Genomic DNA, 14,053 nt, shown 5'->3' on the forward strand with positions numbered 1-14,053 from the left:
GGACTATTTATTCCCCTTCCTCATTCCCTTTGTCCCTTCGTCATTTTTCGCTTATCACGGATGTTCCTAAAATTCATGATCATAGAAAGGTTGCGTTCCATGAGACAGACTGGATTACCTCCAAAACAGGGGCTTTATGACCCGCAGTTCGAGAAAGACGCTTGTGGTATGGGGTTTGTAGCTAATATTAAAGGGGCTGCCTCTCACGATATTGTTAGTCAAGCTTTGACGATGCTGAGTAACATGGAGCATCGCGGAGGACAAGGGAGTGAGCCGAATTCAGGTGACGGCGCCGGAATTTTAATTCAGATCCCTCATCGGTTTTTTGCAGAAGAAGCACAGCGACTTGGATATGAGCTTCCAGAGCCAGATCATTATGGTGTAGGGATGATTTTCACCTCACGTAACGAAGAAATTCGCGAGGAGCATTTGAATATCCTCCGCAAGATTGTAGAAGACGAGGGACAGCAGTATCTAGGTGTCCGTGAAGTCCCCACATACGATGGTATGTTAGGCAGATCAGCGCTTGCTGCGAAGCCTTATGTATGTCAGGTGTTTATTGGTACGAACGAGGAGAAGCTGAGTGGACTCGAACTAGAACGGAAGCTGTATATTATTCGCCGCCGCGCAGAGCAGCAGATTCGGTACGCTGACCAGGTAAGAGGTGCAGAAGCATTTTATATTCCAAGTATGTCTTGTCGTAAGATCGTATATAAAGGCATGCTGACCACAGAGCAGGTGGGTCAGTTCTATCTTGATCTGCAAGATGAACGGGTAGAATCAGCAATGGCACTGCTGCACTCTCGGTTCAGTACCAATACATTTCCAAGCTGGGAGCGAGCACATCCGTATCGTTTCATGATCCACAACGGTGAGATCAATACGATGCGTGGTAACGTTAACTGGATGCATGCACGTCAGTCCTTGTTTGAGAGCGAACTGTTCGGAGAGGACCTGTCCAAAGTAAAACCTGTCATCAATCCAGACGGATCAGATACAGCGATGTTTGATAACACGCTTGAATTTCTGTACTTAAGCGGACGTTCCCTGCCGCATGTCGCCATGATGATGGTGCCTGAACCTTGGAATAACGATGCTGGTATGGATGAAGATAAGAAGGCTTTCTATGAATATCACAGTACCTTAATGGAACCATGGGATGGACCGGCTGCAATGGCATTTACAGATGGAATCCAGATTGGAGCCATATTAGACCGTAACGGGCTGCGTCCTGCACGGTATTATGTAACGAAAGATGACCGTATCGTGTTGTCTTCGGAAGTTGGAGTCCTTGATATTGCACCAGAGAATATCCTGTACAAGGACAGATTACGCCCAGGCCGTATGCTTCTCGTGGATACAAAGGAAGGGCGTATTATTTCGGACGATGAAGTAAAATCGCAGATTGCATCCGAACAACCCTATAAAGAATGGCTTGATGAGCATCTCATCGATCTTCATGAGCTGCCTGATGCGCCGGAACCCCCGGAACCAAAACATGAGAATATCAACCAGCTTCAGCTGGCATTCGGATACACTTTTGAAGAGCTGCGTAAAGTTCTGGAGCCGATGGCTTCTACAGGAATGGAAGCAACCGGTTCGATGGGGTACGACGCACCCCTGGCGATATTATCGGATCGCCCTCAGCGGCTTTATAACTATTTTAAACAGATGTTTGCGCAGGTTACAAATCCGCCGATTGATGCTTTGCGCGAAGAGATCGTCACTTCGACACTGACTACGATTGGTCCCGAACGTAACTTACTGCTGCCGGAACCAGAAAGTGCAAGACAGATTCGTGTATCTTCACCTATTCTCTCTAATGAGGAGTTTGCAAAACTCCGTCATATACGTAGACCTGGTTTCCGTTCAATGACGATCCCGATCTTCTTCCCTGCTAAAGAAGGTGCAGAGGGAATGAAGAAGGCGATGGATGTTCTTTTTGAAGCAGCAGATCGTGTCATTGAGAAGGGGCATAATATTCTGATTCTCTCAGATCGCGGTGTAGATGCTGAGAATGCGGCCATTCCTGCGTTACTCGCTGTCTCGGGACTTCACCATCATTTGATTCGTCAAAAAACCCGCACAAAAGTCAGCATATTGCTGGAATCCGGTGAACCCCGTGATGTCCATCATTATGCGGTCTTGTTAGGTTATGGTGTGAGTGCTGTGAATCCATATTTAGCATTCGAAACCATGGATGTTATGATTCAGCAAGGTATGCTGCGCGGGATTACGCATGAGAAAGCAGTGAAGAATTACATTAAAGCAGCGACAAAAGGCGTAGTGAAGATCTTATCCAAGATGGGAATTTCTACGATTCAATCCTACCGAGGTGCACAGATTTTTGAGGCTGTAGGACTGAGGAGTGATTTTGTCGATGATTACTTCACTTGGACACCTTCCCGCATCGGCGGTATTGGCTTAGAAGAAGTGACAGCAGAGACCCTAGTGCATCATGAACGCGCATTTACAGATAAAGACGGTAACGATAAAGTGCTGGATTCAGGAGGAGAATATCAGTGGCGGAGCGATGGAGAAGACCATCTATTTACACCGCAGACGATTCATACGCTCCAGCACGCGGTTAGAACGGGAGATTATGCGCTTTATAAGAAATATGCAAAGCTTGTTCAAGGCGAGAACGAGAAGAGACTTACCATTCGTTCGCTATTGAAATTAAAACCGGCGGGTCCAAAAGTTCCTCTTGAGGAAGTGGAGTCAGCTGAATCCATTATGAGACGATTTAAGACAGGAGCTATGTCTTTTGGTTCCATTAGTAAAGAAGCTCATGAGGATCTAGCGATCGCAATGAACCGGGTTGGCGGTAAGAGTAATACGGGAGAAGGTGGAGAAGATCCCGCTCGTTTTGTAAAAGACAGTAATGGCGATTCTCGCCGTAGTGCGATTAAGCAGGTGGCTTCTGGACGTTTTGGGGTAACATCGAATTATTTGGTAAATGCCGATGAGATCCAGATCAAAATGGCACAAGGAGCGAAACCAGGAGAAGGCGGTCAGCTTCCAGGACGTAAAGTATATCCATGGGTAGCTGAAGTTCGCGGCTCAACGCCGGGCGTAGGTCTTATTTCGCCTCCGCCGCATCATGATATTTACTCGATTGAAGATTTAGCAGAACTGATCTATGACCTGAAGAATGCGAACCCTCGTGCGGATATTAACGTAAAACTAGTATCTGAAGCAGGAGTAGGTACCATCGCAGCGGGCGTGGCTAAAGGACGTGCGGATATTATTCTGGTCAGCGGATATGATGGAGGAACAGGAGCTTCCCCGCAAGGTTCCATTCGTCATGCCGGTATGCCTTGGGAGCTGGGACTCGCAGAGACGCATCAGACCCTGATGATCAATAATCTGCGTGACCGTGTTGTTCTGGAGACAGATGGTAAGATGCTGAACGGTCGTGACTTAGCTGTGGCAGCCTTACTTGGTGCGGAAGAGTATGGATTCTCTACAGCTCCACTAGTTGCACTGGGCTGTATTATGATGCGTGTCTGCCAGATGGATACCTGCCCGGTAGGGGTGGCTACTCAGAATCCGGAACTTCGTAAGAACTATATGGGTGATCCAGCACACGTCGTGAACTTTATGCGTTTTGTTGCGGAAGATACAAGAGAGATTATGGCGGAGCTTGGTTTCCGTACCATTGAAGAGATGGTAGGCCGTACGGATTGTCTGGATGCGGAACATGCTGATGGTCACTGGAAGAAGAGCGGGATTGATCTTTCGCTGCTCCTCCATGTGCCAGAACAAGCCGAAGGAACGAACCGTGTACGTACCCAAAGACAGAATCATGGTCTAGAAGAGACCCTGGATATACAGAAACTTCTTCCGATGGCTGCTCCAGCACTGGAGTCTGGCCAATTAGTAGAAGGTGTGCTCGGTATTACGAATGTGAACCGTGCAGTCGGAACCATCCTTGGCAGTGAAGTGACACGTAAATATGGCGCTGCAGGTCTTCCGGAAGATACGATTAAGTTCACGTTTATTGGATCGGCAGGTCAAAGTTTCGGTGCCTTTGTACCGAAAGGAATGACGCTTACGGTCGAAGGCGATTGTAATGACTACGTAGGGAAAGGTCTGTCTGGCGGTAAGCTGATTGTAAAGCCTTCGCCTCAGTCTACTTTCCTTGCGGAAGAGAATATCATTATCGGGAATACCGCACTTTATGGTTCAACAAGTGGTGAAGCATATATTCGCGGCATTGCAGGGGAACGTTTTGCGGTTCGTAACTCAGGTGCCCATGTAGTGGTTGAAGGAGTAGGAGATCACGGCTGTGAGTATATGACCGGGGGCCGTGTAGTTATCCTTGGGGATACAGGTCGTAACTTCGGAGCAGGGATGTCAGGCGGTATTGCTTACGTCTACGACTCAGACGGTACGTTCCTAAACCGTTGTAACCTCGAGATGGTCCTTCTGGAGCGAATCGAAGATACGTCCGAAGCTGCGGTTCTGCATGGTATGATAAGCCGTCACGTAGAATATACGGGAAGTACAGTAGGACAGCACATTCTAGATTACTGGAAACAGGAGATTGGATATTTTGTTCGAGTCATTCCAAAAGACTTCAAACGTATGCTGGAACAGATTGATAAAGTACAAGCGAATGGACTTACTGGAGACGATGCACTACTTGCTGCTTTTGAAGCAAACATGCGTGAATTAACAAGAGCAGGACAGTAATTCAACATTATTTTAATAAGGTAATCTTCATTACAGACAGATTTAGAAAAAGACCTTAAAACTAGGACCTCTTGTTAGGTTGGTTTTAAGGTCTTTTTATGTTTTCGACAAAAATAGAAGCAAAATCCCCTTAGATTCTGCCATGAGACGACAACAAATATAGGCTTATTTACGTATAATAGGTCTAGTGTTGCAGATCAATAAAAAATACATATACTTTATAAATCTAAATAAATGGAGTGGTTGTCGGCATGAACATGGAGTATCCAAGTGGGAACAATGATCAGAACTTAGAGCAGGACAACCCGCGCAAACAAGTGGATATCATGGATGTACTTAAACAATGCGGTATTGATCCAAATCATTGGGAATCCCTCGTGCTTCCTGAGAAAGATTCATAAGAGTCCGTTAAGAGCGGATTCTAGTCAACTACAAAAGAGAAACCATACACAAAAAGAATAGCTGCGAAATATCGCTGGGGTCAGCAATGTTTTGCAGCTATTCTTTATATACCTTTATTCATCAGAAGCAAGTTATTTCATATCTCGTTCCATTCTTACAAATGCAATGAATCGCTTCGCCTCTTCCTCTGACAAGGGCTTTCCATCAATCATAAGTTCGAATTTACCGAGTACTTCACGATCTGACAATTCTAAGGAATCAACAAAACCTCGCACCTCTTCATCAAGTACCATGTCTGGATTATTCGTCCGTCCAAGTAAGTAATCTACCGACACATGAAAAGTATCAGCAAGTCTTGTGAGTGTTTCAAAATCCGGTTTTCTGCGGTTTTTTTCATAATGTGAGAGGGAGGCTCTTGTAATATCAAGCATATTGGATAATTCCTCTTGAGTCAGGCCTCTTTTTTCCCTGAGTTCCGCAATGCGGTGTCCGTAATCCATCTATATCTTTCCTCCTGGTTTCTAATAAATGCTCCAAATTTCACTTGAATTAATAGACTAATAATACAAAGTTAGCTAATTATGGCTTGACACGATACGCAATGTATCGTAAATTTGATACAGCAAGGTTACAAAATGTATCATTTTGTCACACTTTTCTAGCCTTGACCCCAATTGTGTCATTCATACCTCGAAATATGCTCGCAAAGGGAATGAATCTAATGAACCAGGTCAAAGACAGCGATTCCAAAGCTTTTATGTATATCCATAAGTATCAAGATCGAGTCATTCATAGTAAATCAAGACCCATCATTGTAATGGGAATGGGCCAGCAATCGATAACCTTCATAAGTGACCTGTATATCCCCGTTACCCCTGATCTTGAGATTGGACTGGATGTCGAGGATGGACATGGTGGTAATATGCACTCATTATGTACGTTGAAATGGAAGCAAGAATTTGAGAGTTTTACGTTATATCATGGATTCCTACATAATCCAGAGAAACACAGACTATACATAAACGGACAACTGAACTGGATGATTCACCGTATGCCGCATCTGTATGAATTACGTCCGTTAGATCGGATGGAAGAGTGGACCTTAATTCAAGACAAGATTTACAACAAAATAGACCTGTTTATCTAGATACATATCGCCATTTTACTATATTTCAATAGTTACTGCATTAGTTGTTTGACCCCAATATCTTAGTGTGCAACATAATTGGCTTGAGGGGGACATAAGATTGAAGGTGTTCGTCATATGATTGAAATTCACAGTCACATTCTACCGGGTCTTGATGATGGACCTGCTTCTACAGAAGAAGCACTCTTGCTTGCCGAGGCTGCTGTTGAGTCAGGCATAACGAAGATCATAGCTACACCGCATCACTTGAATGAAAGTTATGATAACCCCCGGCAAGAAGTTGAGGAAGCAACGAAGCGATTTGAACACCTGTTGCAAGAGCAAGATATTCCGCTTCAGGTACGTGCTGGTCAAGAAATTCGCCTGCATCCAAGGCTCATGGAACTATGGATGAATGAGGAGTTACTGACACTGGCATCAAGTAAGTACATACTTTTGGAACTTCCGTATCACGAGATACCCGCTTATTTTGGAGATTTGCTATATGAACTTAGAATACGAAATATTATTCCGATTCTTGCTCATCCAGAGCGGAATGCTGTGTTGCTCAGAGAACCAGAGAAACTTCGGGAATTCATGACAGAAGGTGCACTATGTCAGATCACTGCCCAATCCATCATTGGACTTTTCGGTCGAAAAGTTCAGAAGTGGTGTTTTCATTTTTGCAAACAAAATGGGTTACATTTCATTTCATCAGATGCCCATGACCTGAAACATCGAAATTTTGCGTTAGCAGCTGCTTATGAACGATTGGAAGAACGCTTTGGTACAGCAATGGTGGAACAGCTCCAGATCAATGCCCGCAGAGTCTGGGATGATCGAATGGTAGAGCTCGCAGAACCGGCTCATGTAAGGCGCCGATTACTATTATGGTAGCAGCAGGAGAGCTAACAAATTAGGGAGGAATTGAAATTGGAACTGAAAGAATATCTAAATATCATCCGTAAGAGGTTATGGCTCATTGCTGCGATTGTGATTGTAGCCTGCCTAGGGGCAGGACTGAAGACCTTTATGACTACCCCGCTTTATAACGCGGAAGCAAAGCTTATCGTCAATCAGACCTATGATCGTCAAGGAACAGCGATGTTAGATTATAGTTTAATTCAGACTAACGTCATGGTTATCAGTTCCTATACCGAGGTAATTAAATCCTCAGCGATTCTCGACAAAGTGGTTGCTGCCTATCCAGATTTAGGATTAACTTCTCAGCAGCTTGCATCGATGATTTCCGTATCTTCTGCGAACGATTCACAGGTTATGAATCTAAGTGTACAGGATACTTCATATGAGCAAGCAGCGAAGACCGTCAATGCAGTTGCAAAAATGTTTGAGAGACAAATTCCTTCGATTATGAACGTGGATAATGTAACCATCCTAAGCGAGGCTCCACTTGAAGCAAATGCTGCTCCCATCAATATTAATCTAGTCATGAGCATATTAATTAGTTTTGTCGTTGGTCTGATGCTAGCTGTGGGTCTTGTATTCTTGCTTGAATATCTGGATGACACTTATAAGAGTGAAGCAGAACTTGAGAGAGAACTCGGCTTACCCGTGCTTGCCGTCATTGCAAGAATCAAGAAGGATGATGTGAAATCCTCGCAACCTTCAATAACAACTCAACAACAGGTAGGTGAAAGCTCTTATGCCACGATCAACCAATGATCGCCAGCAGCTGGTCACAGCATTGAATCCAAAAGCTCCGATCTCGGAAGCGTATCGTACGCTCAGAACCAATGTTCAGTTCTCTGCGATTGATGATCAGATCAAAATACTGATGGTTGCCTCGGCACAGGCAGGGGAAGGAAAGACTACGACTGTCAGTAATTTAGCCGTTACATATGCGCAAGAAGGCAAAAAAGTTCTAATTATCGACACCGATCTACGAAAACCATCGTTACATCAAGTGTTTGCCATATCTAATCATGCAGGTTTGTCGAGTGTACTGGCAGGGAGATACCCAGTGGGTGAGGTATTGCAAAAGACTTCGATTGATAATCTCGATGTTCTATCCTCTGGACCGGTACCACCGAACCCATCCGAGATGCTCGGATCACGTAAGATGATCAGTTTACTCGAAGAACTCGGTGAACGTTACGATATCTTACTTTTTGATACACCGCCGGTACTTGCGGTTACAGACGCAATGATCATTAGTTCCTTATGTGACGGAGTCATTCTTGTAGTGAATTCCGGCAAAGTGAAGAAGGATCTCGTTAAGAAAGCGAAGGCACAACTGGAACATGTAAATGCCCGGATCCTTGGGGTTGTACTCAATAATTTGCAGCTCGATAAGAATCAATCATCTAACTACTATTACTATGGTGAACGGTAACTCGTTAACCTTCTTGTTTTCAGGTAATGCCTACTGAACCTTTATCACTGTAGGTACTCGGTCACACTGTGGGTTCGTAACCTTAGACGTTAATCGTCAAGGGTGTGATGTGAGGGGGGGTTAAATGCCCATTTATGAAATTGAAAGTAAGAATTGTACCGCTTACATTCATAGTTTCAGCTAAACGGTACAACTCGTGCTTTCAAATTGTAATACTGAAATCATAATAATGAAGAAGGATAAGGTGATGATGTATGAAAAAAGTAAGGAAAGCTATTATACCTGCAGCAGGCCTTGGAACAAGATTTCTCCCAGCGACAAAGGCAATGCCAAAAGAAATGTTGCCAATTGTTGATAAGCCGACCATTCAGTACATCATCGAAGAAGCAATTGCATCAGGAATTGAAGACATTATTATTGTTACGGGTAAAGGAAAAAGAGCAATTGAAGATCATTTTGACAATGCATTTGAATTGGAACAGACATTAATGTCAAAAGGGAAATTTGATCTTCTTGAAGCAGTTCGTAAACCTTCCAACGTAGAAATCCATTACATAAGACAGAAAGAACCAAAGGGACTCGGGCATGCCGTATGGTGTGCACGGAATTTTATCGGCAATGAACCGTTTGCTGTTTTGTTAGGCGATGATATTGTTGTGTCTGAAACCCCATGTACACGTCAGTTGATAGATCAATATGGAAAGTTTGGAAAATCTATATTAGGTGTGAAAAACGTGTGTAATAATGAGACGGATCGGTATGGTATCATTGATCCATTATTTACTGATGGACGACTAACATCGATCAATTCATTAATAGAGAAACCACCGATTGGCACAGCACCATCGAATCTTGCAATTATGGGAAGATATATTTTAACGCCCGAAATATTTAATTATCTAGAAGAACAAGAAATTGGAGCTGGCGGTGAAATCCAATTAACAGATGCTATCCAAAAACTCAATTCTGAGTACGGTTCATATGCCTATAACTTTGAAGGAACACGATATGATGTAGGAGAAAAACTTGGTTTTATTCTAACAACCATTGATTTTGCATTACGAGATGAGAAATTGAGAAAATCAGTGCTTTCTGGACTAACAGATATCTTAAATCGTGAAGAGGTGTCTAGAAAATTATTGGTAGCTGGTGGAGAAAGTCTATGAGTGATAATCAACTCAATGAAATATCGGCAGGTTTTCAAAAAGAAAATGAAAGCTTGATATATACTCCGGAAGCTAGTGGCAAAAACCTATATAGTTTATTTACTAAACCATTCATTGATTATTTTGTTTCTATTATATGTTTAATTTGTTTGAGTCCCTTAATGCTTCTAGTATCTGTCATGATTAAACTTGACTCCAAGGGCCCTGTTATATTTAAACAAGAGCGCTATGGTAAGGGAAAGAAAATTTTTAGAATATATAAATTTCGAACAATGTATACAGATGCCCCTAAATACGCTTTATCGCCAACGAGTAGTGAAGATCCTCGTATTACTCGGGTTGGTAAGTTTCTTAGAAAAACAAGTATGGATGAATTGCCTCAATTATTAAATATTCTAAAAGGGGATATGAGTTTTATTGGTCCTCGGCCTGAATTGAGAAATGTAGTCGAAGAAGTATACAGTGATTTGGAATTCAAGCGATTAGTTGTAAAACCAGGCATTACAGGCAGTTGGCAAGTTAGTAATGCTCGAAAACAACCGATTCATCACAATCTGCAATACGATTTTGGATACATTGAAAATGTTTCAATGAAATCGGATCTCATGATTATATTTAGAACACTAAAAATTCTAGTTAAAAGTAATACATTTTAATTTATATTACTAGGGGATGTGAATTAATGAGAAAAGTAATTGTGTCGGGAGCAGCTGGGTTTCTTGGCTCTTACTTAGTGAAACAATTAATACAACAAGGTGAAGAGGTTATAGGAATAGATAACCTTTCAAGTGGGTTAATGTCCAACCTATCAGAAGTCTTGAATCATCCAAGATTTAATTTCCTTCTAGCAGATGTATCCAATAAAGAAGCTATTACTGATTTATACCAAGAAAAAGTGAAAGAGATATATCATTTGGCATCACAGGCATCACCGAAATTTTATCAAGCAAATCCATTTGAAACAATGAAGGTAAATACACAAGGTACTTTTAATCTCTTGGAGTTAGCAAGAGATAAAGAAGCTAAATTTCTTTATACCAGTACTAGTGAAGCTTACGGTGATCCAGAAGTACATCCTCAGCCTGAATCCTATCGTGGGAATGTAAATACTTGGGGACCGAGAGCATGCTACGATGAAGCAAAACGGCTTGGTGAAGTTATTTGCTATGAATTTTATGAACGTTATGGTGTTGCAGTGAAAGTTGCTAGAATTTTCAATACCTACTCTGCAGGCTTACGTAATGATGACGGAAGGGTTATTTCTAATTTTGTGACTCAAGCTTTAGCAGGAGAGGATATTACTGTTTATGGTGATGGTTCTCAAACTAGATCCTTTTGTTATGTAGATGATAATATTCGGGGTTTGCAATTAATGATGAAATATGATGAAGCTAATGGAAAAATTATTAATATTGGTAACCCAGTGGAATATAGTGTGTTGGATGTAGCTTATATGATTAAGCAATTGACACAGTCTGATAGTAAAATTGTTTTTTTTCCGCTTCCTAAAGATGACCCGAAAGTTAGAAGACCAGATATCAGTAAGGCAAGAAATCTTTTAAATTGGAATCCTGTTATACATCTAGAGGAAGGTTTAAGTTTAACAATCAATAACTATAAACAATTAATACTAGTTTCAGAGTAGCGTTATATAAGAATAAAGTCCTCTTCCATAGGAGCAGGACTTTATTTTATTACTGTTAAGAAAGGAAAACCATGCAATTCACAATAAATAATAAACTTAGAACTGGAATATTGAGTTTATTTATAATAACTGTTGCGATAGCAGCTACTTCGCTTCCATTAAGCTATATAGTTGTCTTCTTGGTATTATTATTAGGGTTAACCTTGGTCATATCTATTAATAATTCTCTTTGGTATATTGTTATTCCTATTATACTTATTTATCAGTTATATCTTCCCTTAAATTTTTCCATAACTTTAATGGTTTTGGTTTCATTAATTTTATTTGCCAATGAGTATTTTAATGGAAAATTATTTGTCTACTATACTAAGCACACTTCAATGAAAATTTACTTTTTTTTGCTTTTTGCAATGACTGTTGCTATTATATATTCCCCAAATCGATTTTTAGGAATAAAACTTGTATTCTTTAGCTTTATTGGTTTAGTTTCATTATGCCTCGGTTTCTATTATAGAAGTAAGAATTTGTCTGTATCTAGAGTTTTAAATAGCATTTTAATTATAAGTTTACCTGTAGCAGTCTTAAATATTTTTTTTCTAGTATATCCGGAAATGGAATTAGAGTTTTTGAGCTCTAGAATAGCACTTTTATTTATAGATCCATCAACACTGAGGATGTTGAATAATGGTGAGATATTTAACAATATTTTAGATCCATATAAGGCTGGAACCTTTTTCATCAATGCAAATGTAGCTTCAGTATATTTTGGTTTTCTTTTTTGTATTTCATTCGCTCAAATGATTGATAATTGGAGGTTTAGATACATTTTAAGTTCCCTCATATTTATTGGCGCGATACTAGCGACTCAATCAAGAGCAGGGTTACTTGCATTATTAATTGTAGTATTAGTATTTCTTATCTTGAAATTTTCTGTTAGAACTTTAATAAAACTTGTTTCGATACTTTCATCAATCATTGTAATTGTATTCTTTGTTACCCCCAAGACAATTATTGAGAATTTGACAAGTAGAATAAATGTGGATGTAGTCGAAAATGATCCACGAGTTCTAATTTGGAATTTCACATTTGAAAAAATTAAAGAACATGCATTTCTAGGTTTAGGAATTGGTGGTTGGGAAGCTGAGTTTCCAAGCTATGCATTAAGAGTGGGTACTGACCCAACTTTCCCTCCTCATAATATTTTCGTTATTGTTTGGACATGGGGAGGAATTGTTTGTTTAATATTATTTACATTCTTCTTTATAAATGCAATACTCACAATCTATAAAAAATATATGAACAATAATGGAAAAAATGTGTTTTATCTCTGTGGTCTTGGATGTATTTTATTTGTTGTAGTACAAGGTATGTTTGATAATTTTTTCCTCCATAATTATAGTATTTCAACATTATTTTTTTTCGTGATGGGATTATTGTTATATAACGAAGAGGCAGAGGTGGAATTAACAAGTGAAATTAGGAGTGCTTAGAAATACATTTTTACCGTATTCAGAAACATTTATCAGTGAACAAATAATTCATTATTCTAATTCTAATGTAGAAATAATTACTAGAGAGGTTACTAATTCAAATCTTTTCGATTTTAGTGAGTGGAGTATTAATACAGTTGTAAATGAAAAAAGGCCGAAAGGAATTAAGTTTCTTCAGAAACTCTTGTTCACTTTAAATATAACATCTGATTATAAAATATCAAAAATAATTAAGAAAAAGAATCTTAGTGTTATTCATGCCCATTTTGGTGTAGATGCGGTTTATGCTTTAAATGCATGTAACAAATGCAATATACCTTTATTGGTAACATTTCATGGTTATGATATTACGCGTCTTCCAAAATTTAAAATGTATCCATTTTCTTACCTTGTTTATTTCTTCAATTATAAGAAGCTTGCTGAAAACGCGACATTGTTTTTAGCTGTATCGAACCATATTAAGACTAAGTTAATAGAACGAGGATTTCCCAGTGAAAAAATAATGGTTCATTATATTGGTATTGACCTTGAAAAGATAGTTTACAGAGATGAAACTGAAATTAATAATAATGAAATAATAATTACTACTGTAGGCAGGTTAACTGAAAAGAAAGGAATTGGATATTTAATACAGGCATTTAATAACATCTATGAAGAATTTAATAATATTAGATTAAGAATTATTGGTGATGGTCCTCTAATGAACGAATTAATTGAATTAGCTAAATCTTATCCTTCGGGTAATAAAATAGAATTCTTGGGTAACTTATCTCACGGAACGGTTATAGAACACTTAGGAAGAAGTCATATATTTTCATTACCAAGTATAACTGCAGCAGACGGTGACCAAGAAGGGCTTGGAATGGTAATATTAGAGGCTTCTGCTACAGGATTACCTGTTGTTGCAACAAAAAGTGGAGGTATTATAGATGCAGTGAAAGATGGCGAAACTGGATATCTAGTTGAAGAAAAGAATGTTGATGAATTGAGCTCAAAGCTGAGAAATCTAGTTGTAAGCGATCGCTTGAGGATGGATATGGGGAGAAACGGAAGAAAGTTTATGGAACATAGCTTTGACATTAAAAAACAAACAAAAAAATTAGAGGAAATATATCAAAGGTATATGAAATGATGAGGAGAAAGACAAGGGAAACTTAGAGTAGGAATAGTTTG

12 protein-coding genes are annotated in these 14,053 nt (G+C 39.9%); 11 read left to right on the forward strand and 1 reads right to left on the reverse strand.

Features of this window, described 5'->3' with window-relative positions:
• The first annotated feature begins 99 nt into the window (after positions 1 to 99).
• A complete protein-coding gene (gene gltB / locus PV403_RS00370; protein WP_332083255.1) occupies positions 100 to 4,698 on the forward strand; it encodes a glutamate synthase large subunit in 4,599 nt (1,532 codons plus the stop codon).
• A 251-nt stretch (positions 4,699 to 4,949) separates the two neighbouring features.
• The gene (locus tag PV403_RS00375) at positions 4,950 to 5,099 is read left to right on the forward strand and encodes a hypothetical protein (protein ID WP_213532884.1); all 150 of its coding nucleotides are present in this window, start codon (positions 4,950 to 4,952) and stop codon (positions 5,097 to 5,099) included.
• Between the two features lie 132 nt (positions 5,100 to 5,231).
• Here PV403_RS00375 and PV403_RS00380 read toward each other — a convergent pair whose 3' ends face one another.
• Entirely contained in the window at positions 5,232 to 5,600 is a 369-nt protein-coding gene (locus tag PV403_RS00380) for a helix-turn-helix domain-containing protein (RefSeq protein ID WP_213532885.1), read from the reverse strand.
• 221 nt (positions 5,601 to 5,821) lie between these two features.
• Here PV403_RS00380 and PV403_RS00385 point away from each other — a divergent pair, with 221 nt between their 5' ends.
• From PV403_RS00385 to PV403_RS00425, 9 genes are all read left to right on the forward strand, one after another.
• Positions 5,822 to 6,247: a hypothetical protein gene (locus tag PV403_RS00385; protein ID WP_213532886.1), complete on the forward strand. Its 426-nt coding sequence runs from the start codon at positions 5,822 to 5,824 to the stop codon at positions 6,245 to 6,247.
• A 117-nt stretch (positions 6,248 to 6,364) separates the two neighbouring features.
• The gene (locus tag PV403_RS00390; RefSeq protein WP_332083256.1) at positions 6,365 to 7,123 is read left to right on the forward strand and encodes a tyrosine-protein phosphatase; all 759 of its coding nucleotides are present in this window, start codon (positions 6,365 to 6,367) and stop codon (positions 7,121 to 7,123) included.
• A gap of 36 nt (positions 7,124 to 7,159) precedes the next feature.
• A complete protein-coding gene (locus PV403_RS00395; RefSeq protein ID WP_332083257.1) occupies positions 7,160 to 7,909 on the forward strand; it encodes a YveK family protein in 750 nt (249 codons plus the stop codon).
• Positions 7,890 to 8,579 (forward strand): CpsD/CapB family tyrosine-protein kinase, encoded by a 690-nt coding sequence (locus PV403_RS00400; RefSeq protein WP_332083258.1) that lies wholly within the window; start codon positions 7,890 to 7,892, stop codon positions 8,577 to 8,579. Before PV403_RS00395 ends, PV403_RS00400 begins: the two co-directional genes overlap by 20 nt.
• 254 nt (positions 8,580 to 8,833) lie before the next feature.
• Entirely contained in the window at positions 8,834 to 9,745 is a 912-nt protein-coding gene (gene galU / locus PV403_RS00405) for a UTP--glucose-1-phosphate uridylyltransferase GalU (protein WP_332083259.1), read from the forward strand.
• Positions 9,742 to 10,401: a sugar transferase gene (locus tag PV403_RS00410; RefSeq protein ID WP_332083260.1), complete on the forward strand. Its 660-nt coding sequence runs from the start codon at positions 9,742 to 9,744 to the stop codon at positions 10,399 to 10,401. The genes galU and PV403_RS00410 overlap by 4 nt, the downstream gene beginning before the upstream one ends.
• A gap of 26 nt (positions 10,402 to 10,427) precedes the next feature.
• A complete protein-coding gene (locus PV403_RS00415; RefSeq protein WP_332083261.1) occupies positions 10,428 to 11,390 on the forward strand; it encodes a UDP-glucuronic acid decarboxylase family protein in 963 nt (320 codons plus the stop codon).
• A gap of 71 nt (positions 11,391 to 11,461) precedes the next feature.
• A complete protein-coding gene (locus tag PV403_RS00420) occupies positions 11,462 to 12,880 on the forward strand; it encodes an O-antigen ligase family protein (protein WP_332083262.1) in 1,419 nt (472 codons plus the stop codon).
• Complete coding sequence (locus PV403_RS00425; RefSeq protein WP_332083263.1) at positions 12,861 to 14,012, forward strand: glycosyltransferase; 1,152 nt, start codon at positions 12,861 to 12,863, stop codon at positions 14,010 to 14,012. Before PV403_RS00420 ends, PV403_RS00425 begins: the two co-directional genes overlap by 20 nt.
• Positions 14,013 to 14,053 lie beyond the last annotated feature (41 nt).

Origin of the sequence: Paenibacillus sp. GYB006, assembly GCF_036577645.1 — a bacterium.
Classification (GTDB): domain Bacteria; phylum Bacillota; class Bacilli; order Paenibacillales; family Paenibacillaceae; genus Paenibacillus.